This is a genomic window from Flavobacterium sp. KACC 22761, from assembly GCF_034058155.1.
Taxonomy (GTDB): Bacteria; Bacteroidota; Bacteroidia; order Flavobacteriales; family Flavobacteriaceae; genus Flavobacterium.
Genome location: NZ_CP139148.1, coordinates 4,760,568 through 4,784,326, shown reverse-complemented (window position 1 = coordinate 4,784,326; position 23,759 = coordinate 4,760,568). Strand labels below are relative to the sequence as shown.

19 protein-coding genes are annotated in these 23,759 nt (G+C 35.4%); 12 read left to right on the top strand and 7 right to left on the bottom strand.

Annotated elements, in window-relative coordinates:
- The 3 genes from SCB73_RS20095 to SCB73_RS20085 form a co-directional block, all read right to left on the bottom strand.
- Positions 1-762 carry a DUF4369 domain-containing protein gene (locus SCB73_RS20095; RefSeq protein WP_320567963.1) on the bottom strand — a complete coding sequence of 254 codons (762 nt, stop codon included), beginning with the start codon at positions 760-762 and terminating at the stop codon, positions 1-3.
- 261 nt (positions 763-1,023) lie between these two features.
- Positions 1,024-1,464: a KTSC domain-containing protein gene (locus SCB73_RS20090; protein WP_111366992.1), complete on the bottom strand. Its 441-nt coding sequence runs from the start codon at positions 1,462-1,464 to the stop codon at positions 1,024-1,026.
- 758 nt (positions 1,465-2,222) lie between these two features.
- A complete protein-coding gene (locus SCB73_RS20085; protein WP_320567962.1) occupies positions 2,223-2,468 on the bottom strand; it encodes a hypothetical protein in 246 nt (81 codons plus the stop codon).
- Positions 2,469-2,552: 84 nt separating this feature from the next.
- On the opposite strand from SCB73_RS20085, the gene SCB73_RS20080 reads away from it, so the two are divergent.
- The 6 genes from SCB73_RS20080 to SCB73_RS20055 all read left to right on the top strand — a co-directional run bounded on the left by SCB73_RS20080 (position 2,553) and on the right by SCB73_RS20055 (position 6,831).
- Positions 2,553-3,107, top strand: coding sequence for a hypothetical protein (locus tag SCB73_RS20080; protein WP_320567961.1), 555 nt, complete (start codon positions 2,553-2,555; stop codon positions 3,105-3,107).
- Positions 3,094-3,234 carry a hypothetical protein gene (locus SCB73_RS20075; RefSeq protein ID WP_186296650.1) on the top strand — a complete coding sequence of 47 codons (141 nt, stop codon included), beginning with the start codon at positions 3,094-3,096 and terminating at the stop codon, positions 3,232-3,234. The genes SCB73_RS20080 and SCB73_RS20075 overlap by 14 nt, the downstream gene beginning before the upstream one ends.
- Positions 3,235-3,338: 104 nt before the next feature.
- Positions 3,339-3,575 carry a hypothetical protein gene (locus SCB73_RS20070; RefSeq protein ID WP_132988954.1) on the top strand — a complete coding sequence of 79 codons (237 nt, stop codon included), beginning with the start codon at positions 3,339-3,341 and terminating at the stop codon, positions 3,573-3,575.
- Positions 3,562-3,942, top strand: a complete 381-nt coding sequence (locus tag SCB73_RS20065) for a YchJ family protein (protein WP_320570106.1) — start codon at positions 3,562-3,564, stop codon at positions 3,940-3,942. Before SCB73_RS20070 ends, SCB73_RS20065 begins: the two co-directional genes overlap by 14 nt.
- Positions 3,943-4,048: 106 nt before the next feature.
- Positions 4,049-5,167, top strand: a complete 1,119-nt coding sequence (locus SCB73_RS20060; protein ID WP_320567960.1) for a vWA domain-containing protein — start codon at positions 4,049-4,051, stop codon at positions 5,165-5,167.
- A gap of 200 nt (positions 5,168-5,367) precedes the next feature.
- Positions 5,368-6,831 carry an AAA family ATPase gene (locus SCB73_RS20055; RefSeq protein WP_320567959.1) on the top strand — a complete coding sequence of 488 codons (1,464 nt, stop codon included), beginning with the start codon at positions 5,368-5,370 and terminating at the stop codon, positions 6,829-6,831.
- A gap of 72 nt (positions 6,832-6,903) precedes the next feature.
- Here the strand turns inward: SCB73_RS20055 and SCB73_RS20050 are convergent, their stop codons facing one another.
- From SCB73_RS20050 to SCB73_RS20040, 3 genes are all read right to left on the bottom strand, one after another.
- Positions 6,904-8,661 (bottom strand): tetratricopeptide repeat protein, encoded by a 1,758-nt coding sequence (locus SCB73_RS20050; protein ID WP_320567958.1) that lies wholly within the window; start codon positions 8,659-8,661, stop codon positions 6,904-6,906.
- 304 nt (positions 8,662-8,965) lie between these two features.
- Entirely contained in the window at positions 8,966-9,097 is a 132-nt protein-coding gene (locus SCB73_RS20045) for a hypothetical protein (protein WP_320567957.1), read from the bottom strand.
- Between the two features lie 18 nt (positions 9,098-9,115).
- A complete protein-coding gene (locus SCB73_RS20040; RefSeq protein WP_320567956.1) occupies positions 9,116-9,736 on the bottom strand; it encodes a hypothetical protein in 621 nt (206 codons plus the stop codon).
- A 3,245-nt stretch (positions 9,737-12,981) separates the two neighbouring features.
- Between SCB73_RS20040 and SCB73_RS20035 the strand changes: the two genes are divergently transcribed.
- From SCB73_RS20035 to SCB73_RS20025, 3 genes are all read left to right on the top strand, one after another.
- Complete coding sequence (locus SCB73_RS20035) at positions 12,982-13,698, top strand: DMT family transporter (protein WP_320567955.1); 717 nt, start codon at positions 12,982-12,984, stop codon at positions 13,696-13,698.
- A 442-nt stretch (positions 13,699-14,140) separates the two neighbouring features.
- Positions 14,141-15,427, top strand: coding sequence for a Glu/Leu/Phe/Val family dehydrogenase (locus SCB73_RS20030; protein WP_320567954.1), 1,287 nt, complete (start codon positions 14,141-14,143; stop codon positions 15,425-15,427).
- A gap of 141 nt (positions 15,428-15,568) precedes the next feature.
- Positions 15,569-16,792 carry a sterol desaturase family protein gene (locus tag SCB73_RS20025; protein ID WP_320567953.1) on the top strand — a complete coding sequence of 408 codons (1,224 nt, stop codon included), beginning with the start codon at positions 15,569-15,571 and terminating at the stop codon, positions 16,790-16,792.
- Positions 16,793-16,903: 111 nt separating this feature from the next.
- On the opposite strand, the gene SCB73_RS20020 is transcribed toward SCB73_RS20025, so the two are convergent.
- Complete coding sequence (locus SCB73_RS20020; protein WP_320567952.1) at positions 16,904-18,502, bottom strand: DUF6377 domain-containing protein; 1,599 nt, start codon at positions 18,500-18,502, stop codon at positions 16,904-16,906.
- Between the two features lie 483 nt (positions 18,503-18,985).
- Here SCB73_RS20020 and SCB73_RS20015 point away from each other — a divergent pair, with 483 nt between their 5' ends.
- From SCB73_RS20015 to SCB73_RS20005, 3 genes are all read left to right on the top strand, one after another.
- Positions 18,986-19,507: a DUF5004 domain-containing protein gene (locus SCB73_RS20015; protein ID WP_320567951.1), complete on the top strand. Its 522-nt coding sequence runs from the start codon at positions 18,986-18,988 to the stop codon at positions 19,505-19,507.
- Between the two features lie 8 nt (positions 19,508-19,515).
- Positions 19,516-20,598 carry a hypothetical protein gene (locus tag SCB73_RS20010; protein WP_320567950.1) on the top strand — a complete coding sequence of 361 codons (1,083 nt, stop codon included), beginning with the start codon at positions 19,516-19,518 and terminating at the stop codon, positions 20,596-20,598.
- Between the two features lie 120 nt (positions 20,599-20,718).
- Complete coding sequence (locus SCB73_RS20005; RefSeq protein ID WP_320567949.1) at positions 20,719-23,736, top strand: SusC/RagA family TonB-linked outer membrane protein; 3,018 nt, start codon at positions 20,719-20,721, stop codon at positions 23,734-23,736.
- The last annotated feature ends 23 nt before the right edge of the window (positions 23,737-23,759 follow it).

Genomic DNA, 23,759 nt, shown 5'->3' with positions numbered 1-23,759 from the left:
TCATTTAGCGCTACCTACTGGAGCTGCTGATGCACCTACAGTTGGCAATTTTGCTTGACCAATTTTTGTTTTAGCTTCTTTTCCAGGAGTAGTGTTTTTTACTGACTCATCTAGAGAGTTGTAAATGCTTTCCACTTTTTTAGCGTCAGCAGTTGGATCTTCAGACATTCCTTTTACGATTAAAGCAGAAATGAATGATTTTGGGTGAGATTCAGCATAAGTAATGTATTTCTTTTTAGTATCTGCTTGAACCTCTGTTTGAATTTCCATATATTGCTTCATCAAACCGTTGATAGTTGCTGTATCTTGAGCTTGTTGAGCTTGTTGCATTTTAGCAGTATTGTTTTTTTGGAAATCCATTAACCTTTTAGAAGTTTTGTTAAGTTCGTCTTGAAATTTCACAAACTCTTCGTTGTTGTAAGTTCCAGTAATTTTAGATTTGTGGATGCTATCTTTATCAATTGCAATTGCAATTTCTCCTGTTTCTAAGATAAATGGAATTGGAGCATTAGCGTCTTGAAGAATCAAAGTATGAAAAGCTGGTTCAGTTACTTTTCCTTTTATTTCAAATTTTCCGTTTTCAACTTTTACTGTATCAAGGGCAACTGTCATATGTGTTACTGGATCTTGACCTTGAAGAATGATTGTTTTTCCATTTGCAATTCCAGTTGCAGTTCCTGTAATTAGATACTCTCCGTCTTTAACTTTGCTGCATGAAATAATTGCTACAGAAGCTGTAAGTAAAAAAAATATTTTTTTCATTTATAAAAATTAATTAGTTAATTGATTTGTGCAACAAAAGTATTTAAAAATATAGAACATCAAGAATTTTGTAACCTAAAATTTTGTTATAGTTTTTTAAGTGATAAAGTGTTTAAAATCAAGTATTTTGGTGATTTTATGTAATCGAGAACTATTAATTGTTTCGTTATTTTGAATGAAAATAAACAATTTAGCATTTTTTGGGCATAAAAAAAGCACTCTGTTATAGGAGTGCTTCTAGGTATATTTTTGGTGTAAAAACTATTCTTGGTTTGTTTTCTTTCTCCAAGTAAAAGCGTTCAAGATATGTCTTTTTGCAAATCTTGCAGGAGAATCTGCATTTACCATTTTCACGTAAGTTGCTTTTGGTACGCTGATGTATTCGTAAACACTTCCGTTAGAAAAATCAATAATCAAACGTCCTTCAACAAATTTAAAATCTGTGATAGAGCAAGTTGAAATTGTTTCTGTGTACTCAGGTAAATTAAGTTTGATTGTATCAGGGTGAATACTTACTAAAAAGTGGTAAGCTTCAATGATTGTTTTACTTTTTTCTTCTGCCTCTTTTAAACCTGCCTCGTTTCCAACAAATTTATCTGGATGAGATTCTTTCATCGCATTACGATAAATTGTTTTTAAATCTTTTAGCTCTGCAGTTTTTTCTACGTTTAGTAACTTGCGGTATTCAACTATTTTTTTCATAAATAAAAGGTAACTACTTGTCTATTAGTTTGAAATCGATATTAATTAGTTCAAATCGACAAATTTTTTGCAAAGGTACACTTTTTTTTAACTTTTTACTTTTGATGGAAAAAATATTGAAAAAACTTAACTGTAAGTTTATTTAACCGTAAAGTTCACAAAGGTATACGCAAAGAGCACAAAGTTTTTTTTTTCTAACACAAAGCTCGCAAAGGTTTACGCAAAGAGCACAAAAGATTTTTTAAGCAAAATGTTTATAAAACATAAAGTTCGCAAAGCTTTTTGTAGATAAAGCTTTGCGAACTTATTATTCTCAATGTATTGCGTCTAATTAAATAACCTTAGCGTTCTTTGCGTTAAAAATTACACGTTCCAACAAAACCTGAAACCTGAAATAAAAACTTTATTCACGCTTCAAGTTTTATTAAATCGTTAACTGATGTTTTTTAACGCAAAGTACGTGAAGGTTTACGCAAAGAGTACAAAGTTTTTTTTCTAACACAAAGCTCGTAAAGGTTTACGCAAAGAGCACAAAGATTTTTTAAGCAAAATGTTTATAAAACATAAAGTTCGCAAAGCTTTTTGTAGATAAAGCTTTGCGAACTTATTATTCTCAATGTATTGCGTCCAATTAAATAACCTTCGCGTTCATTGCGTTAAAAATTACACGTTCCAACAAAACCTGAAACCTGAAACAAAAACTTTATTCAGGCTTCAGGTTTTATTAAAACGTTAAAAAACACTCATTCCAACAAGACTTACTCCGGCTTATGATTCGCCTTATCGAAATTTCTAGATTTTTTTGGATATTGTTTGAAGCTAATGTCGCTTGGATTTTCAATTACCGATTTAATCGTAACCCAGTCACCAACTTTAAAATTACTCTGAACCATTTTATAGTCTAAAAGATATTCTCCGCAGAAATAATTATTGTTTTCATCTTTTTCTATTATACCGGTAAAAACTCCTTTTTGCGGCATTTTTTGTTCTGAATCTTTAGACATGATCTTTTATTTAAAATTAAAAAGCAAAGGTAAGCAATTTAGGTTTGTTTTAGGGAGTTCGCTGTAATCTGAGTATATTTGCACATGCAGAAAAATTTTAAGCCACATCCAAATTCATTTAAAAATACATTTTGTGCTTTTCATGAAGTGCTTCCGGATAAAATTGAAGGTTTGAAAAAACAATTTGAAAGCAAAGCTGGAAGTGCTTACTATTATACTGAAGAAGGAATGTACCGTGTTTCGAACCATTGGGGAAGATTAGCAAACAGCAAATGGCGCTTGATTGCACTTGATCCTGAAACCGAATCGAAAACGAAAATTGGTTTTGCAAAATGGAGCGAGTTTTATCCTGATAATGCCGAAGAAAAACTCTATTATATTAGTGCTGATTTTGATAAAAATCTTGCTAATTATCAGCATAAAAATAATCCCGAATATGATGGAAAAGCGATTTTAAGAACAAGTTTTGAAACTACAAAAAGATTGAAACAAGTTCGTAATCTGCAGCAACTGACATCTTGGGCAAAACATTTTGATTACGAGGATATTGATGATTTAAGAAAGCAAATCATAACCGAATTGATTTTTACAGAGAAAAGTTTAGAAGAAATTAAAAGAGAAATTTATGGGACGCAATAACGAACGAAATATCAAAAAGCACAACGATAAATTGCACAAAGCCCAAGCCAAAGCAAAACAGGCCGAGATTTCACGCAAAGAAAAGCTCAAAGAAATAATGAAAAAGTTCAACGAAAGTAAAGAGTAAATATAAGTTGCCACGAATTTCAAGAATTAGCACGAATTCTAATTTACAATGGAGATTAAAAATTTGCGAAAATTTGTGCAATTTGTGGCGAAAAAATAAAATAGATGAATAGTAAATTTGAAACCTTAAAAGCAAACGTTCAAGAAATCATTGATTTGATTGCTGCAAAAAACGACAGAGAAGCAAATAACAAACTGCTTGAAGTTAGCGAAACATTAGACGAAATGATTGATTTTGCTGAAGAAGATGAAGAAGTGAGAGAAATTAGCAGATATCAAGTTTTGCTCAATCAGCTTCATGTAAAAATTAATGGCGAAGAAGCAGTCGATGACGAGTCGTAAATGTTTTTGCGACACTGGATTGCTTTTTGAAAATTGTTGCGGATTATATCTTCAGCAAAATCAAAAAGCGCCATCAGCTTTAGCTTTGATGCGCTCTCGATATTCGGCATATGCAACACACAACGCTGATTATCTTTTGGGAACCACTTATATTTCTGAAAGAAAATTTTATTCAAAAGCTGAAATCCTGAGATGGGCGACAGCAAATAAATGGCAAAAATTAGAAATTTTGAGTTTTACTGAAAACACAGTCGAATTCAAAGCTTATTTTTTAGATGCCAATCAAAAACCACAGACGCACTATGAATTTTCGACTTTTAAATTTGAAAATGATGCATGGTATTATGTTGACGGAAAGTTTGAATAATTAGTATATCTAACACTGTTAGTCGCTGATTTTGGTTGGATATTTTAACTAAAAATTAATAAACGATTCGTTTTTCGTAATTCTAAAAAACCGTAATTTTAAAATTATGAAAAACGAATTTAAAAAAGGTTTTTATTTTAAGTCGTACGAAGCCCCATTTCAGTCTCCGTTTGAGAAACTATTTGGCATTTTTAAAGAGCTGATCACCCATACTTCGGGGGATTTTGATGAAGCAATAAACTGGCTTCGTGAGTTGGACAAAGAATATAAACTGACCGACGAAAACTACACGATCGATGATTTTATCGAAGATTTAAAAAAGAAAGGTTACATAAAAGACGAGGTAAAAGAGGACGGCTCGAACGGTTTTGGCATCACAGCAAAAACAGAACGTGCTATTCGCCAGCAGGCTTTAGACCAGATTTTTGGAAATTTAAAACGTTCCGGAAACGGAAATCACAAGACAAAACATGCCGGAAATGGCGATGAACATACGGGCGAATTCCGTGAGTTTAATTTTGGCGATGGATTAGAGCGAATTTCCTTAACAGAAAGCCTTCGTAACGCTCAAATCAATAACGGCGTAGAAAGTTTTATGCTGACCGAAAATGATTTGGTAGTAGAAGAAACCCAATACAAAGCTCAAATGAGTACCGTTTTGATGATTGATATCAGCCACAGCATGATTTTATACGGCGAAGACCGAATTACTCCCGCCAAAAAAGTAGCAATGGCGTTGGCCGAATTAATTACAACTCGCTATCCAAAAGATACACTAGATATTCTGGTTTTTGGAAATGATGCCTGGACAATTCCTATTAAAGATTTGCCTTATCTTCAAGTTGGACCTTATCACACCAATACGGTTGCTGGACTTCAATTGGCAATGGATATTTTGCGAAGAAAGCGGAATACCAATAAGCAAATTTTCATGATTACCGACGGAAAGCCGAGTTGCGTTCGCGAGCGCGATGGTTCCTATTATATGAACAGCAACGGGCTCGATGAATATATAGTTGACAAATGTTATACTCAGGCGCAACAAGCCAGAAAACTGCATATTCCGATTACGACTTTTATGATTGCAAATGATCCTTATTTACAGCGTTTTGTCAACCATTTTACAGAAGCTAATCAAGGAAAAGCATTTTATACAGGAATAAAAGGCCTCGGCGAAATGATTTTTGAAGATTATGAAACGAATAGGAAAAAACGCGTACGCTAGTTTTTAGGTTCAAAGTTGCAAAGATTCAAAGTGAAAAAGGCTTTCTGCAAATTTTAAATTATATACATAACGCATATCGTAGAGGCGCACAGCAGTGCGTCTCCGCAAAGGAATTCCGTAATAAATTCCGTTAAAAAAAATAAAATAAAAACAAATTGAATTTTTAAATTATTTAATCTTTCAATTTTTAAATCATCAATATGGAAATAAAAAACATAAAAACATTAGGCGAATTAAAATCCGCTGGATATAAAAGTATAAGCATTAAGGACGAATTGCGAAATAATCTGCGTGAAAAAATCAAATCGGGAAAACCTGTTTTTGAAGGCGTTCACGGTTTTGAGAATACTGTAATTCCCGAATTAGAACGTGCTATTCTTTCTCGTCATAACATCAATTTACTAGGGCTTCGCGGACAAGCAAAAACACGTTTGGCGCGTAAAATGGTCGAATTGCTCGATGAATATATTCCGTTTGTAGCGGGTTCAGAAATCAATGACGATCCGCTAAATCCAATCTCGCGTTTTGCAAAAGATTTAATTGAGGAAAAAGGAGATGAAACTCCAATTTCTTGGTTGCACAGAAATGAGCGTTTCTTCGAAAAATTAGCAACACCAGATGTTACCGTTGCGGATTTAATTGGAGATGTTGACCCAATAAAAGCGGCAAATTTAAAATTATCTTATGCTGATGATCGCGTTATTCATTTTGGAATGATTCCGAGAGCAAATCGTTCTATTTTTGTAATCAACGAATTACCCGATTTGCAAGCCAGAATTCAAGTTGCATTGTTTAATATTCTGCAAGAAGGCGATATTCAAATTCGCGGATTCAAATTAAGAATGCCACTTGATATGCAGTTTGTTTTTACTGCAAATCCAGAAGATTATACAAATAGAGGGAGTATTGTAACGCCTTTGAAAGATAGAATTGGTTCGCAAATTTTGACGCATTATCCAGAAACTGTTGAAATTGCCAGAACAATTACAGAACAAGAAGCAAAATTGGACGAAAGCCAAAATGAAGTGGTTTATGTACCAAGTTTAGCCAGAGATATTTTGGAACAAATTAGTTTTGAAGCTCGTGAAAGTGAATATATTGACAATAAAAGCGGTGTGAGTGCCAGAATGAGTATTACTGCTTTTGAAAATTTAATTAGTACAGCAGAACGCCGCGCTTTAAAATCAGGATCAGATAAAACGGTTTTGCGATTGTCTGATTTTATGGGAATTATTCCGGCTATTACAGGAAAAGTAGAATTGGTTTATGAAGGCGAGCAGGAGGGAGCGGCAGTTGTGGCACAATATTTAATTGGTTCTGCAATCCGAACTTTATTTCCGACCTATTTTCCAAAAATAGAAAAATTAGAAAAACCTGGAGAAAAAACGCCTTATTCTGATTTGATTGAATGGTTTTTTGCCGAAAGCGGTTTTGAATTATTGGATGATGCTTCAGACAAGGAATATCAACAAATTTTAGATGAAGTAACTCCATTAGATGTTTTAATAAAGAAATATCAGCCCCAGTTGGATAAAAAAGATCAATATTTTGTAAAAGAGTTCGTTTTATGGGCTTTAGTAGAATATAAAAAACTGAGCAAAGACCGTTTTGCAACTGGACATCAGTTTAAAGATATGTACGGAAGTTATATTAGTAAATTGTAAATTTTGAATTGATTTCTCATTGTTATTAAATCCGACAGTTTTAAAAAGACTGTTGGGTTTTGTTGTAATTGGTTATTTGGTTTTAATTTCTAACATTAGTTTTTTAGTTTCATTTTTAACATCAATAATAGCCTGTGAATGAACTTTTATTGGCATATTTAATATAGAGTTTCCCCAATATTGTGCTTTTTTATATTGTTTGGTTTCATAGTAAAACTTAAATAATGAAGCTCTATTGATAAATAATTTAGGGTTCATAAAAATGGCTTCTTTATAATTTTTCTCAGCTTCTGAAAACATTCTTTTTGCTTCAAGTAGATTTCCCATCAATAAAGCGCTTTTGTCATTATTTAGATAATATGATGATTGATGTAGAACAATCAATGCAGAATCTATTTTATTGACTTTGGATAATTCATCTGCGTAGTTGTATAGAACATCGCTATCTTCAATGGAGTTATTCGATATTTTGTGATAGGTTTGAATTGCTTTTTTCCTAAATCCCAAATTTGAATATTTGATTGCTTCATTTAATTTTATATAGAATTTAAACGATTCTAATCCAAAAAATAAAAGGGAAAAAGTACTTGATAGTAATGCAGTTCCTGCAATAATTAAGTTAGATTTTTGTGCTAAAATAGTACGTTTAAACGTTTTTTCTAAAGGGTTTGAATGAACAATGATAGCAATGCAAAACAAAAAATGGAGTAAAATGCCCGTGATTTGAAAAGGATAAGAAAATAAGGAACTAATGACAATACAAACAACACTTAAATAAGCACCGTTTAAAATTGGTCTTTCTTCAAGGGAATTATAATTTCGTTTTAATAGAATTATAAGTTTAATAATTAGAAAGCATAGAATAATGAGACCTATTAACCCAATTTCAATTATAAGCTGCAACGAGTCGTTAAACATATATGTTGTATTACTTGCCAATAAAGCCTCACTACTATCAATTGATTTGTCTGAAAAATATTTTGCCTGTAGTAGATTATATTTCACTTTAAATTTACTATAGCCTATTCCTGTAATAATTTCATTTGGTTCTAATTGAGTTGCAATAACTTTGTAGATTAATATACGACCGCTCGAGGAATTGCTTTTATAATTGAACAATACCAGTAATAAACATAAGACAATAATTATTCCTTTCCAGTAACCAATTTTTGATTTCAAGTAGCCATAGTTTAAAGCAATATTGGCGATGGTAAAACCTAATATACCGGCTCTTCCTTTTGTGTAAAATAGGAGAGTATAGCATAAAAGAAAATAACAAATTATTAATGTATTTTGAAGTTTTTTAGTTTTTGCAAAACGCTCGCTATATCTTTTTAAGTGTGGAAAAATAAAAAGTAAATGCGTTGCTAGTAGAATAGAAAAAATGCTTTCATTTGGATAAAACTTTAAAAAAGTAATTTTTTCTGAAAACATAAAAAGTCCTATTTCTATTGAAATTAATAGTATATAGATCCTAATTATCGAAATAGTTTTATGTGAACTTTTGTTGGAAGATAAAAAAAATACTGCTATTTTATAAAATAGGAATAATGCCAAAAGGTATACATAAGGAATTATTTGAATTTCCCAATTAAAATAAAACTTTGAAAAAGCGAATAAAATAAGCAACTGAATTACTAAACTTGTCCAAATATTTGGAAATAACAATTTCGCTTTATTAAAAAAAAGAATAGCAGTAAGGCTAACCGTAATGAGAAAAATTGGTTTTATGTACATTCTGCCTGCACCCCAGAAATGCAATAAAGGAAGAAAAAGCAAAAAATAAAAAAGTAAGTTATGGAGGTTTATAGGAAATAGTTTTTTTATCATCAAGATCGATCATTTAGGATGCTGAGTAAGTTTGGAACAAAAAAATCAAAGAAATTGCTGGATTTGAGCAACTTCTTTGATTATTTATTTAGTACCATAATTTTTTATTTCTTGTTATGAATTCTTTTTTAAGAATTTGAACAATAAATACAAAACGTATAAAACAAACATGTGATATCCTATTACTATAAATTGCCAAATCAATGTAACAAAATAGAATAGGTCGAATGAGTTTTCCATAATTTTGCTTTTTAAGAATTAGACATTTTAGGCTTATCTCTTTTTTGTTTTTTTTATCTATAAATTATTCTTTTAATTTTCTTTTTAAAAATTTTATAGCTAGAAATAATAAATATAGGGTTGCTATCTGAAACACAATAAAAATAATTTGCCAAATAAGTAATCCAATCTCTAAATTATCGAAATATTTTTCCATTTTCTTTTATTTTTAAGCTTATCTATTTTTTCTTTTTTCATCTATAAATCGTTTGTATTTTTCAAGATTAGCAATCGTATCTTCTTTTAGTTCACGATTGAATTCATAAGCTGGATATTTTTTTGGATAATCACCAATGAATTGCGGATTAAAAAGAACCCTCGTTTTTTGCACCTTAATTTTTTTGACAGAGTCCAATATATTAGATAATGTAAAATCCACATGCTTTAGTTTATTTGTATAGTAAACAATTAATGTATCAGGATATGTAAAATCTTTTTTCACTTTGCACTTGTATTTTTCTATTAATTCATATTCCCCTTTATTTTTTTGAGAATTGATTAATACCATCTTTGCAGGTAAGTAGAGACTTTGCCCATAACCTGCTCTTTTGCGTAATAATGAATCTACTCTAATTCTTTTGCCTTCTTGAGCGTCTATTGAATCATAATAATATCCGTATATTTCTTTTTTGTATTGTAATAAATAGCGATTTTCAATGGTTTTTTTTTCAAGTATAGTATCAGTAAAAAAGTTTTTAACTTCTTCGAATTCATATAATGTGTAATTTTTATAATAAATTACTGCAACTGTGTCTTGGTATGTTAAGACGCTGCCATCCGTTTTAACAATTGGCATTAAAGTACATATGTATGTTTTTGTTATTTCTTTAAGGCAATTCATTTTAATAAATGACCATGAAGCTTAATAGATAAGAAGCTATAGCGCATATCTCGCATCTTTGACGCATAGTGGCTGCTTGGGTTGGAAATTTTTAATTATTTTAATCTGTGACATTGAACCCATGAACTGCTTTAACATTTTTTTCGCTCGAAAAGAATAATTCACATACTGTGCTGTTAAATTTGACATTAAAATTTACCTCTGCTGAAGAAGTATATTTTCCTATTGTGGATTGTGCATAATTGGTACTTAATGATATATTCATATCCTTACGTAATCCAGTTTTGTATATTATTGGTTGGGAGGGTTGTGAGAGTAAGAGTTAAATTTGTTTAGATGGTTGGGGGTGATATCCTACATATACGATATAGAGCTCTCGCTAGTAGAGAGTGAGAGTGAGAGAGAGTATAGTTGTGTATTGGTGCGCGTGTGTGAGGTATATTTTAATTTATTATATTAGGGAGGGATGGTATCTATATCTATCTCTATCTATGGGGGTAGGTAGTGAAGTGTGAGGTTATATCTATTGGGATTTTTTGATGAGAGAGATATGGGGTGAAGGATGTTGTAGTTTTGGGGTGGTTATTGTTTTGTTGTAATGATGAAGAATTAGTCGGTTTGTGTGTGAGTGAGTTGGGTTGTGTGGAAGTGTGTGGTGTGTAGATTTGTTTTAGTTGGGGTGTGAGTCTATTGATAGAGTGTGAGTGTGGTTATTAGATGCAGAGATATTGTAGGAGAATGATAGATTGAATAAGGGGAGGTATTTTGGTTATATATATATATACAGGGGGGTTGTGGGTTGTGAGTGGTAATATTTAGGAGTGTGGGGTGTGGGTTGGGTTGGTGTTTGGTTGATGGATTGTGGGTGGTTGATTGGGTGGTGTGGTGGTGTGTTTGGGTGTTGTGGGTTGGTTATTTATTTTGTGGTGTTGTGGGGGGGGTTTAGTTTTGTTTTGGTGGGTGGTTTGGGTGTTGTGTGGTTGTGGGGTGTGTTTGGGGTTGTGTTTGGGTTGGTGTTGGTGTTAGAGTTTTGTGGGGTGTTAGGGTTGGTTGGGGGGATTGTTGGTTTGTGGGGGGTTTTGAGTGGTGTGTAGTGGGTTGAGGTGGTTGTGTTGAGTTTTTGGGTGTGTGGGTTGATGTGTGTTGGTGGATTTTTGTGGTGGTGGTGTGGTTGGGGTGTGGGGGAGGGTGGTGGGTGGGGTGTGTAGTTTGTGGGGGTTGGTGGTTGGTGTTTGAGGTTGATGGTGGGTGTTTGGTTGTGGGGGTGTGGTGTGTTGGTGGGTGGTGTGGGGGTTGGTGGGTTTGTGTGGTTTTGGTGGGTTGTGGGGTGGGTTGGTTGTGTTGGGGTGGGGTGTTGGTGGGTGTTGTGTGGGGGGGTTTGGTGGGGGTGTGTTGTGTGTGGGTTTTTTGTGGTGTTGTTTGGTGGGTTGTGGGTTGTTGTTGGTGTTGGTTGGGGGGTGGGGTTTGGGGGGTGGTTGGTTGGGTGTGGTTGGTGGTGTTGTTGGTGTTGGGGTGTTGGTTGTGGGGGTTGGTGGGTGGTTGTTTTGGGGTGGTTGTTGGTGTTTGGGTGGTTGTGTTGGTTGTGTGGTGAGTGGTGGTTGGGGGTGGTTTGGTGGGTGTGTTGGTGTTTGGTGTTTGTTTGGGGGGGTTGGTGGTGGTGTTGTTTGTGGGGGGTGGGGTGGGTTTGTGGGTGGTGGAGGTGGTGGTTGTTTGGGGGTGGTTGTGGTTGGGTTTTTGTGGGGGGGTGGTGGGTGGGTTTGTGGGGTTGGGGTGTGGTTGTGTGGTTTGTGGTGGGGGGGTGTGTGGTGTGGTGGGTTGTTGGGTGGGTGTTTGGGTGTTGTGGGTTGGTGGTGGGGGTTGTTGGGTGGTGTGGTTGGGGGTTGGGTGTGGGTTGTGGGTGGGGGTTGTGTGGTGTTTGGGGGTGTTGGGTGTGGGTGGGGGTTGTTGTGTGGTGTGTTGGTGGGTGGTTTGTGGTTGTGGGGGTGGGGGTGTTGGGGTGGTTGTGGGGGGTGGTGTGGTTTGTGGTGTTGTGGTTGGTGGGTGGGTGTTGGTGGGGTGGTTGTGGGTTTGGTGGGGGGGGTTGTGTGGTGGTTTGGGGGTTGGTGTGGGGTGGGGTTGTTTGGTGGTGGGTGTGGTTGGGGTGGGTTGTTGGTGTGGGGTGGGTGGTGTTGGGGGTGGTGGGGTGGGGTTGTGGTGTTGGTGTGGGGGTGTGGGGTGTTGGTTGTGGTGTTGTGGGGTGGTGGTGTGGGGTGGTGGGGGGTTGTGTGGGGGGTGGTTGGGTGGGGTGGGGGGTGGTGTGGGGTGGGGTGTTGGGGGGTTGTGGTGGGTTGTGGGTTGTGGGGGGTTGTGGTGGGGGGTTGTGGTGTGGGGTGGGTGGGGGTGGTTGGGTGGGTTGTGGTGGGGTTTGGGTGTGGGTGTGGTGGGTGGTGTTTGTGGTTGGGGTGGGTGTTGGTGGGGGTGTGGGGTGGGTGGGGTGTGGGTGGGGGTGTGTGGGTTGTGGTGTGGTGGGGTGGTGGTGGGGTGGGTGTGGGTTGTGGTGGTGGGGGTGGGTTTGTGGGTGTGTTGTGGGGGTGGGTGTTGGTGTTTGGGGTTGTGTGGTTGGTGGGGGTTGTGTGGGTTGTGGGTGGGGTGTGGGGGTGTTTGGTTGGGTGGTGTGGTTGGGTGGTGTGGGGGTTGGTGGTGTTGGTTGTGGGGTGGTGGGTTGGTGTGGTTGGGTGGGGGGGTGGTTGGTATTGTTTGTGGTTGGGATTTTGGAGTGAGGTGTGGGGGTGGGGGGGGGGAGTGGTAGGGATGTAGGTTGGTTTTTGAGTTGGTGGGGGGATGGGGGTGTTTGTGTTGTGGGGGTGGGTATTGGGGTGGAGTTGGTGGATTTGGTTGGTGTGGGGGGGGTTGTTGGGTGGGTGGGGGGGGGGGGGTTTGGTGTTGGATTTGGGTGGGATTGTTGGTTTGGTTGTGGGGTGGTGGGAGTTAGTTTGTGATGATGGGGTGTAGTTTGGTTTTTTGATGTTTGTTGTGATGTTGTGGAGTGTTTTGGAGTTGGGGTGATGGATTTTTGTTTTAGAGTGGGGTTGGAGGGGTGTTGATGGGGATGGGTAAGTAGTGAGGATTTTGATAAAGTTTATGTTGGATTGGATTGGATTTGTTGGTAAGGATTGGTGGTTATAAGTTGTGAAGTGTGGTAGGGTGTAGTGTGGTGTTGGATGAAGTTGTACGGTGGTTATTGTGGGGGCCGGGTTCTTTGGAACATTTATGTTGTGGTTGGGATTTTATTGCCAATTGTTTTTCTGTTTTTGTTTTCTTCTATAAAATATATGGGAATCGTTAAAACAGATGCAGCGCAACGTTTATCACTATTTATTCCAATAATTGCCGCTTGGCTTATTTTTAAAGAAGATTTTAATTTATATAAAGTTATTGGATTGATAATTGGCTTTTTGGCACTTTTGTTTATCTTAAAAAAACAAACGGCAAACGATGGAAACAAATGGATTTATCCGTTGGTCGTTTTTTTCGGATTTGGAATTATTGATATCCTTTTTAAGCAAATTGCGCTTTATACCGTTTTGCCTTACACAACTTCTTTGTTTGTAGTTTTTGATATTTCTTTAGCTGTTTCTTTGCTGATTGTACTTTATAATGTGGTTCTGAGAAAGGAAAAATTTCAGTCAAAAAACATTCTTTTTGGCGCCTTGGTCGGAATTTTTAACTTCGGAAATATATTATTTTATTTGAAAGCGCATAAAGCATTCGCTGAAAATCCATCTACGGTTTTTGCCGGAATGAATATGGGCGTAATTGTTTTAGGAAGTCTTGTTGGCCTACTTTTTTTCAAGGAAAAATTATCAAAAATCAACTTTATAGGCATTGCTTTGGCTTTAATTGCGATTGTTTTTATTGTTTTCTCGCAATTAAGCTGATATTTTTTTAATCTGTAAATCCCTAATTTACAAGTGTTTTTAAAATAATTTCAAAAGTTTTTAAAATTAACTCTACTAATTCGATAGAATTTATAAAATATATTTATAAATTTGCTTCAACAATGAAAAACTATAGTCTAAATATCATCCCGTTTATATGCAGCTTGACGATGTGCTGCATGTCAAACCACGCGATGAAATGGCGTTAATAGAGAAAGTACTTGTTAGTTATTTTTTTTTTTAGCCTTTCATGCACCAATGAAAGGCTTTTTTTAGAACTATTAATAACCATAAATATGAGATCAAATCGAAACACTAATATTATGATGCCTTGTTGCTTGATGAAAATTCCGTGTTGTACCTGCAGTTATTGCCGATTTTATTTCACGAGAATTTAATTTGATGTCCCAAATCAAAAACTAACATTTTAAAACTTAAAAAGATGAGTTCAGAAATTATAAAACAGAATCCGTTTCAATCGATGATTGATCGTTTTAATATAGCAGCCGATATTCTAAATTTAGAAGAATCAATAAGGCTGAAACTGCAGCGTCCTGAAAAACAAATTGTGGTGAATTTTTCGATTACATTAGATAATGGAAAAGAACAGAATTTTGAAGGATACCGCGTAATTCACAATACGGCACTTGGTCCTTCAAAAGGAGGAATTCGATATGATACCGCCGTAAATCTTGACGAAGTGAAAGCTTTGGCGGCGTGGATGACTTGGAAATCGGCCGTAACGGGAATTCCTTTCGGAGGAGCAAAAGGCGGTATTATTTGCGACCCAAAAACGCTTTCTAAAACCGAATTGGAAAGAATTACAAGAGCTTATACTAAAGCATTGTCCGATATTTTTGGACCAGAGAAAGATGTTCCGGCGCCGGATATGGGAACTGGGCCAGATGAAATGGGCTGGTTGATGGATGAATTTTCAATCGTTCATGGCAAAACAATTCATGCTGTAGTTACTGGCAAACATTTGCATTCTGGAGGATCTTTGGGCAGAGTAGAAGCAACGGGAAGAGGCGTTAGTATTATCACTTTATTGGCGCTTCAAAAGTTAAGATTAAGACCTGCTAGATCTACAGTTGCCATTCAAGGTTTTGGAAATGTTGGATTGCATTCGGCTTTATTTTTATTTGAAAAAGGATTGAAAATTGTGGCTGTTAGTGACGTAAATGAAGCTTTTTATAATCCGGACGGAATCAATATTCCGGAGCTTATTTTGTACTATAATTTGAACAACAAAAGCATAAAAGGATATCCAAATTCGGTTGCAATTAAGCATGAGGAATTATTATTGTTGGATGTTGATGTTTTGATTCCGGCTGCAAAAGAAGATGTAATTACTCAAAATAATGCTGCTGCTATTCGTGCGAAAATTATTGTGGAAGGTGCAAATGGTCCAGTTTCATCTGATGCGGATAAAATTCTGCACGAAAACAATGTTTTGGTTGTTCCAGATATTTTAGCAAATGCTGGAGGTGTGACGGTTTCGTATTTTGAATGGCTTCAGAATTCGCTTTTAGAATCTTGGAGAATTCATCAAATCAATACACGTTTGGAAGATATTTTGGAAAAAGGTTTTGAAACCGTTTTCAGAACAGCGTTGAAACATAATGTTACGCCAAGAATTGCCGCTTACATTCTCGCTTTGCAAAAAGTTGCTGACACACAGTCTGTAAAAGAAGTAGCGCTAGAAGCTCCAAAATTTAAACAAAATTAAAGGTTTGGTTGTAAAGATAAAGGTCGTTTTCAATTAGTTGATATCATTTTAAAAATGAATCAATACATGAAAACGTCTTTATCTTTAGTTTTATAACGAATTGTATTTTAGTTTTTTAAGAATAAAAAGAAATTTCAAACAATGGAACACATTAATTTTCTTGCTTTTGCAATGCCAGCTTTTTTTCTGTTTTTGTTTTTAGAATATAAACTCGCACAACATAAAAAAAAGCCGGAAATTTTCAATTATGAAAGTTCGGTTTCTAATATCAGTATTGGTATTGCAGAGCGTTTAATTAATTTATTTATTGCAGCAAGTTTTTATCAGCTCTATTATTTCATTTATAATAATTACAAGCTTTTTGATATTCCAAGCAATTTTTTGGTTTGGCTGGGACTCATTCTCGCTACAGATTTTGTCTGGTATTGGTACCATCGATTAGGGCACGAAGTCAACTTTTTTTGGGCGGCACATATTGTGCACCATCATAGTGAGGAATTTAATTTTACGGCAGCAGCCAGAATTACCACTTTTCAAGCGATAATTAGAACTGGTTTTTGGTGTGTACTTCCTTTTATAGGCTTTCATCCAGCAATGGTAATCACGATGCTGATTGTTCACGGAGCGTATTCGTTTTTTACGCATACACAAGTAATTGGCAGAATAAAATGGCTGGAATATGTTTTTGTAACGCCTTCTGTTCACGGCGTGCATCATGCTTCTGATGAAAAATATTTGGACAAAAATTATGGTGATATGTTCACGTTTTGGGATCGTCTTTTTGGGACTTTTCAAGAAGAAGAAGAAAAGCCGAAATATGGTTTGACACATCCATTAAAAAGCTATAGTTTTCTATGGCAGCATTTTCATTATTATTTTGAGATTTATGAATTATGGAAACGCTCAAAAGGATTTAAAGCGCGGTGGAAAGCCGTTTTTGGAAGTCCGGCAAATATGGACCAAGACATTCGCCCAATATTAGAAAAGCGTTTTCTTCAGGATAAAAGCAATCCGAATCAAAGGCTTCGTTTTCGAAATTATCTTTATATACAACTCGGGATCTGTACTTTGATTTTGACTGCTTTTACCTATTATTTTGATTTGTTGCATACGCTCGATAAAGTTTTTGTTTTGTTGGTTATCATAATCACATTGATAAATTGTGGTGCTTTGCTAGAACAGCGCAAATGGATTTATTATCTCGAATATGCCCGAATTCTCATGATTACAACTTTCTTTTTGTATGAAGAAAATTTGACGATATTTTTCTTTATTCCGCTCGCGGTTATAATTTTTGTGGAGCAGTTGTTTTCGCTCAGCAAATATTATCAAAATATGATTTTGCAGTTAGAAACTGTTGAATAAAAAAAGTTTGCCACTAATTACACGAATTTTCACGAATTACTTAGAAATAAAAATTTGTGAAAATTCGTGTAATTAGTGGCAAAAAAATTAGAACCTTAGCATCTCAGAACCTTAAATAGTCTTAATCGCCATGATCTTCTCTTCAAAAGTATCTTTAAAATCTGATTTGCTTTTAATTCTGGTTTTGTAGGTGTAAATGGTAGCTACAGAAAGTTCCAGGAATTCTGCCATTTGATTGCTGTCCTGAATTCCCAATCGGTAGAGGGCAAAAATCCTTAATTCGGTATTTAAAAGTTCGCCTTTTTTGACAATGCATTTATGATCATTTGGAAACAAATTATTAAAATCGGTCACGAAAGTCGGGAACAGTTTCAAGAAAATCTCGTCAAATTGATGAAACAAGTTTTCGCGTTCTTCTTTCACATTATAGCGTTTTAAACTCGCAATAACTTCATCCGTTTTTTTGGTAATGATTTTATGAAGCGTACTTTTTTGAATATGATCAATTTTGTTGATGAAAGCAGAAGTTGCTTTAATAAAATACGTAATATATTCCTCTTTAATAGCATTTGCCTCGCTTAAGCTAATGTTCATTTCCTGAAGTTGCGCATACGACGAAGCCATTATTTTACGGGCTTTATTTCTTTCTTTTAATTGTTTGAAAATAATAATGGAGAACAATACAATTATAAAAGTCAATATGGTCAGCAGAATAATGATTCTTTCTAGTTTGTCATTTTTCTCCTTTACATTATTCAGTTGCGCTTTTTCAATAATCGGCAAAATCGACGAAATTTCGATTTTTCGATGCCTTGCATTGTAGAAAGTCGCATCGTCCATTGCAATATTGATATATTCATTGGCTTTGTCCAAATAGCCCATTTTAAAGAGTTCATTGGCTAGATTTCGGAGCGCGACAGTTTCTTTTGTTGCATTTTTTACGTCGGCAATTGCGGCCAAAGCGAGATATTCAATTGCTTTTTTCGTATAACCTCTTTCGGAATAAATATAGCCAAGACTTGAAGTTGCAATTCCGTAATAATCTGGCGGAAGATTGTAATTGTTAATCCAATAGCTGAACGCAAATTCGGCGCCACGCCAATCTTGTTGTTTTAATCTTTTCAAGCTTTCGGCGGCCCAATATTCATTGCTGTTGGTTCCAATTAATTCTAAAGCTTTTTTCAAAAAATGATTCCCTTGTTGCACATAATGAATGTTAAATCGCTGATCTTTATTATAATCGGCTAAATCGTAGTATGCGCGGGCTTTGATGTTATAATATTCAAATTTGTTTTTTATATCCAATTTTTGATCATCAATGACATTTAAAGTGTCAATGGCTTCTTTAAATAATCCAGAGGAAAGAAGCACAAAACCTTCTTTGATTCGGCTTTTCGCCAAAAATTTTGGGTCTTTTAAAACAATGGCCTTGATTTTTGCTTCTTCCAAATAATAATAAGCAGAGTCATATTTAAACGATTTATATTCATCAAATAATGACATATAAGTGTTATAAAGGCCTTCGCTGTTTTGGCTCACCGTATATTTTGAAACGTTTCGTTTTAAAGCTTCAATCTTTCGATATTTCTGCTTTAAATAAACGTCTTTTTTGAGAAGCGTTTTATCTAATTCTTCTAAAACAGGGTTTGTCTCTTTCGCAGCGAGAGAAAAACCTGCAATAAGAAAACATAGAATTAAGATTCTTTGCATGGTTTTTTGTTGGTTTAGGGTAAAAAAACTTTTTTTAGTTTGTTCGAGTTAATTCGTTTTTTAATTCGGGATAAGCTTGAGCGGGCTTATGAAACAACTTTTTAGATCTTGAAAACTTCGTTAAAACAAAGCTATAAATTTAGGTTGAGCATCCAAAAATAAGATATAAATGTTAAAAGCTGTCAAATTATTTGCAATTATACAATAAAAACCAATTATATATATGCATAGTGAAAAAAATATCCTGTTTAATTTTCATATTGTCATATTTGCCATCATTTAGAGGCTCATTTTAGTCTAAACAACATCTTGATTTTTTGAATTTTTAAAAATAGTTAAAATATTGATTATTAGTGGTTTGTACTTAAAAATCTTTCAATTACATCTTGATTTTTCTCAGACATTTTTTTTTAGATTTATTTAACATCTAGTTTCGTCATGTCTTTAATGAGACAGAAAAACTAACAAACAAACCACAAATTTATGAGATGTAAAAGTATTTATTGGTTAGCTGTTGTTTTGGGTTTAATGGCCACTGGCTGTGATAATACAGACGACGGAAGCTACGTTGATCCGATTACCCTTTATGAAAAAGTAAATGGAAATTGGGGATTGACAAACTTGAAAATGGTTGATGAAGTTGCGAAAGCAAACAAGATCGATCCAAGCGAAGAAAACTTGAGCACGTATTTTAACTACGAAGATTTTAAAATTAAATTCAACGTAGATGAAAAGAACCAGCCAACAAGTTACGAGGTAACAGGAAATGTGCCTCCATTATTTGCGCCAAAAGGATATTGGGCTTTAAGCTCAGATTTCCAGCCTACAAATCTTGGCGTAACAAAAATCTATTTGTTTAGTGATGCGCAAAAAACGCAAAAAACAGACGAACTAAAATTATCGTCAGTACCAGGAAACAACGAGGAAATGGAATTTCAATTGATTCGTTCATCAGGAGGTTCTCCGTTTGTGTCTTATGTGTTTAAATTAAATGCTATTAAATAAAAAGCAATATGAAAAAATTTATATATACAATTTTACTTGCCCTATTGATGGCTCCTAATTTTACGCAGGCGCAAGAAGCCGCTGGAGCTGTAGGCACTATGTCATCATTTCCTGTAGTGTACAAATATGATGAAAAAGTAACGTGGTACTTTGATCTTTCAGGAACCACTTTTGCGGAGACTGAGGATGTTTATATCTGGATTTGGTCGCCATCTGAACCAGATGCTGGTCATTGGGAAAACTCATCAGATTTTGCAAAACTTAAATATGAAGGAAATAAAGTGTGGAGTTTTACTTTGACACCAACATTATATTTCTCTAAAACTCCTGAGGAAATTGCGGCAAGTGCTGGATTTTGGTTTCGTTTGAAAAACAAAAACGGATCTAAACAAACTGATGTTGCCAATATGCCGTACACTGATTTTTCATCATTTTATACTGCAAATGAGCTAATCAGATCTTATCCGTCTAAACCTTTGATTGATAAGCCAGTTAGTATTTTATTCAATTCTAATTTAAAAGATGGCTTTGCAGGTGTTCCGAGTGTCCACTTTCATAGCGGTTTGAACAATTGGGCCGTTTTGCAAGAATATCAAGCTTGGATTCCAGAAGTATCTGAAAAAACAAAATTGAAAGATTTAGGTAATGGCTTCTATAGAATGGATTTGATTCCGCAAGAATACTATAATCCACCAGCTGGTTTTGTAATGGAAAACATTACTTTCTTGATGGTTGCAAAAGATTGGACTACTAATTCTGGTGACCAAATTATTTATGCAGGCGAATTTATTCCGCCACCACCGCCAAGTTTTAGCTACTTTCCATCGGCAATCAGCCAAAAGGATTTTCTTGGAATGTCTAGAAAAAATAATGAGCCGGGTGTAAACAAATTAATCTACACCATTACAGCGGGAAGCAAAGTGATTTCTGGTGAGTTTGCTGGAAATACGGCTGAGATAAAAGGATTTGTCAATTTAGTTTCAGAGCTTAACGGTATTACAGGTTTGAACGAGATTCATGTTTTGGTAAAAGATAATAAAGACAAAACAATCTCTGATGCTAAAATACCTCTTAAAACTTTAGACAAATAATTCAGTATCAAATTAAAACATCAATTCTAATGAAATGAGCATAACCTAAAAATTGGTCATTAAATCAATTATGGATATGCGAATTACATATGACCGATAAAAAACTATAAATAACGACATATGAATAGTAAAAATAAAAAAATAGTCCTGCATCAAATGTGGACTACTAAAACTGCAGTATTCATGATTTTCATGCTTTTTCTTTCGGCAGGAATGTTTGCTCAGGAAAAAAAGCAGATTTCAGGAACTGTGTATGACAATACAGGCACTGTATTGCCAGGAGCTTCGGTAATAGAGGTGGGAACTAAAAACGCCACTACAACAGATTTTGACGGGAAATTTACTTTGACGGTAGCCGTAGGAGGTTCGATCGAAGTTTCTTTTATTGGATCAACAAATCAGAAAATCCAAATCACATCGGCAACAAAAAATCTTGATGTTCGCTTGCAAAACGACGGTTATCAATTGGCCGAAGTTCAAGTTGTAGCTGTTGGTTACGGAACACAAAAGAAATCAGATTTGACAGGCGCGATTTCGACTGTAAAAGCTGATGATTTACTAAAAGGAACTATTTCTTCAACAGAGCAGGTTTTGCAAGGAAAAGTTGCGGGATTAAGCATTATTCGTCCTTCGGGTGATCCTGCTGCGGGTTCTACATTGCGTTTGCGTGGAGGAACTTCTTTAACGGCTAGCAACAATCCTTTAATTGTTGTTGACGGAATCGCGGGTGTTGATATCAACATTGTTCAGCCTTCAGATATTAAAAGCGTTGACGTTTTAAAAGATGCTTCGGCAACGGCAATTTATGGTTCAAGAGGAGCAAATGGAGTTATCATTATTACTACAAAATCGGGAACAAAAGGTGTTTCGGTTACGTATAGCGGTTTATCAAGCATTGGTTATGTAAATGACAATTTAGATCTTTTGTCAGCAAATCAATGGAGAAATTATGTTCGTACTACAGGAAATAATGATGCAGTTGATTACGGTGCAAATACAAACTGGCAAAAAGCAATTGAGCAAACAGCGATTTCTCAGTCACATACTTTAACAATCAATTCTGGTAAAGCAGATAGTGGCTTTAGAACGTCACTTTCATATTTAAATAATGAAGGAGTTATTAAAAATTCTGGTTTAGAAAGACTTAGCGGAAACGTTACGGCATATCAATATCTTGGTGACAACAAAGATGTAAAATTTGATATGGGATTGTTTGCAAATATTGACAAATGGCATCCAATTGATTACAGAATCTTTGAAAATGCCTATAACTTAAATCCAACAATTCCGGTTTATACACCAACAGGCGAATTTTCATCTGTAGCAGGTAATCTTTATTACAATCCAGTTGAAATTTTAACTAATAGAACGGTTGATAATGAAAGACACAGACTTTTGGGTTATTTTAAAACAGAGGTTAAATTTTTGAATGATTTCTTGGCTGTAGCCAATATTTCTTTGGAACACAATGCAGTTAAAGGGGGTACTTACAAACCAAGTTATGCAGTTTTAGAAGGAACTACAGAAGGTGGTTACGCACAAAGAACATACGCAGAATATACAAATGCGCAAGGCGAACTTTATGTGAATTATAATAAAGTAATCGACAAACATACTATTAGCGCACTTGGCGGATATTCTTATTTAGAAAATATTTACGAAGGTTTCGGAGCACAAAGAAGCGGTTTCGTAACAGATGCTTTTAGCTATAATAACTTAGGTGCAGGTTACAAATATCGTTTGGGAGATGTTTATTCGTATAAAGGAAAATCAAACTTGGTTTCGTTTTATGCTCGTGCAAATTATTCTTATGACGGAAAATATTTGTTGACAGCAACGGTAAGAAGAGACGGTTCAAGCCGTTTTGGAGAAAACAATAAATGGGGAACTTTCCCATCGGCTTCTGTGGCTTGGAAAATTTCAAACGAGGATTTCATGAGTTCTACAAAAGGCTGGCTTGACAATTTGAAATTGAGAGTAGGTTATGGTGTAACGGGGAATCAGGACGGAATTGGTGAATACAAATCGCTTTCTATTTTAGGAGTTGGAAACGACAGTTACTACGATCCGGTTACAGGAACTTGGAGTTTGGCTTATTCGCCACAACAAAATCCAAATCCGGATTTGAAATGGGAATCTACTGAGCAATTAAACGTAGGTTTTGATTTTACGCTTTTCAACAGAATCTCAGGTTCATTTGAGTGGTATTCTAAACAAACAAAAGATTTATTGTACACTTATGAAGTGCCTCAACCACCATATTTAGTTGGAACAATGTTGGCAAACGTTGGTGAAATGTCAAACAAAGGAGTTGAGCTTACTTTGAATGCAAACATCATGAAATCATCAAAATTTTCTTGGGATGCTAATTTGACACTTGGGCACAACGTTCAAAAAATCGAAAAACTTTCTAATCCAACCTATAAAACTGATGTGATTTACAGCGGTTCATTGCACGGTTTAGCAGGTATGTCTGGACAATATTCACAAATTATTGCTGAAGGTTACCCAGTTGGAACTTTCTGGGGTTTTAGAAATGCAGGACTTGACGAAAATGGAAAAATCCAATATTATAATGCAGCAGGAACTGTAGTGCCAGAAAGCGCTTTAGTTGATGCAGACAAAACAGATTTAGGAAATATTCAGCCCGATTTGACTTTGGGAATTGGGATGAATTTTACTTACGGAAATTTTGACCTTGGATTTTCAGGTTATGGAATGTTTGGACAAAAAGCTTTGAACGCTACAAACATGATGCTTAACGATCCAAACAGGTTGCCATCTTATAATGTACCAGATTCTTTCTTAGGAAGTGGCATTACATCTGCTCCGAAGTATTCTGATTACTGGATTGAAGATGCATCTTTCTTTAGACTTCAAACGCTTTCTTTTGGTTACACTTTGCCAATCGGTTTAAAAAGTTCGAAACTTAGAATGTATCTAATGGGAGAAAATCTTTTTGTAATAACTGGCTACAAAGGTGTTGATCCAGAAATTGGCTTAAATGCGCAAAACGGAATTAATGGAAACGGTGTTATGGATCAAACAGGTTTAGCAGCTCCGGGAATTGACAGATACAACAACTATCCTAGACCAACAACAATTTCTGTTGGATTAAATTTTACGTTTAACAACTAAGCGAATTAACTCAAAAATAGAAC

What these genes read in the sequence shown, in the direction of transcription:
- SCB73_RS20095 (WP_320567963.1), bottom strand. Translation starts at nt 762, where the DNA reads ATGAAAAAAATATTTTTTTTACTTACAGCTTCTGTAGCAATTATTTCA.
- SCB73_RS20090 (WP_111366992.1), bottom strand. Translation starts at nt 1,464, where the DNA reads ATGAAAAAAATAGTTGAATACCGCAAGTTACTAAACGTAGAAAAAACT.
- SCB73_RS20085 (WP_320567962.1), bottom strand. Translation starts at nt 2,468, where the DNA reads ATGTCTAAAGATTCAGAACAAAAAATGCCGCAAAAAGGAGTTTTTACC.
- SCB73_RS20080 (WP_320567961.1), top strand. Translation starts at nt 2,553, where the DNA reads ATGCAGAAAAATTTTAAGCCACATCCAAATTCATTTAAAAATACATTT.
- SCB73_RS20075 (WP_186296650.1), top strand. Translation starts at nt 3,094, where the DNA reads ATGGGACGCAATAACGAACGAAATATCAAAAAGCACAACGATAAATTG.
- SCB73_RS20070 (WP_132988954.1), top strand. Translation starts at nt 3,339, where the DNA reads ATGAATAGTAAATTTGAAACCTTAAAAGCAAACGTTCAAGAAATCATT.
- SCB73_RS20065 (WP_320570106.1), top strand. Translation starts at nt 3,562, where the DNA reads ATGACGAGTCGTAAATGTTTTTGCGACACTGGATTGCTTTTTGAAAAT.
- SCB73_RS20060 (WP_320567960.1), top strand. Translation starts at nt 4,049, where the DNA reads ATGAAAAACGAATTTAAAAAAGGTTTTTATTTTAAGTCGTACGAAGCC.
- SCB73_RS20055 (WP_320567959.1), top strand. Translation starts at nt 5,368, where the DNA reads ATGGAAATAAAAAACATAAAAACATTAGGCGAATTAAAATCCGCTGGA.
- SCB73_RS20050 (WP_320567958.1), bottom strand. Translation starts at nt 8,661, where the DNA reads ATGATAAAAAAACTATTTCCTATAAACCTCCATAACTTACTTTTTTAT.
- SCB73_RS20045 (WP_320567957.1), bottom strand. Translation starts at nt 9,097, where the DNA reads ATGGAAAAATATTTCGATAATTTAGAGATTGGATTACTTATTTGGCAA.
- SCB73_RS20040 (WP_320567956.1), bottom strand. Translation starts at nt 9,736, where the DNA reads ATGCCAATTGTTAAAACGGATGGCAGCGTCTTAACATACCAAGACACA.
- SCB73_RS20035 (WP_320567955.1), top strand. Translation starts at nt 12,982, where the DNA reads ATGAAGTTGTACGGTGGTTATTGTGGGGGCCGGGTTCTTTGGAACATT.
- SCB73_RS20030 (WP_320567954.1), top strand. Translation starts at nt 14,141, where the DNA reads ATGAGTTCAGAAATTATAAAACAGAATCCGTTTCAATCGATGATTGAT.
- SCB73_RS20025 (WP_320567953.1), top strand. Translation starts at nt 15,569, where the DNA reads ATGGAACACATTAATTTTCTTGCTTTTGCAATGCCAGCTTTTTTTCTG.
- SCB73_RS20020 (WP_320567952.1), bottom strand. Translation starts at nt 18,502, where the DNA reads ATGCAAAGAATCTTAATTCTATGTTTTCTTATTGCAGGTTTTTCTCTC.
- SCB73_RS20015 (WP_320567951.1), top strand. Translation starts at nt 18,986, where the DNA reads ATGAGATGTAAAAGTATTTATTGGTTAGCTGTTGTTTTGGGTTTAATG.
- SCB73_RS20010 (WP_320567950.1), top strand. Translation starts at nt 19,516, where the DNA reads ATGAAAAAATTTATATATACAATTTTACTTGCCCTATTGATGGCTCCT.
- SCB73_RS20005 (WP_320567949.1), top strand. Translation starts at nt 20,719, where the DNA reads ATGAATAGTAAAAATAAAAAAATAGTCCTGCATCAAATGTGGACTACT.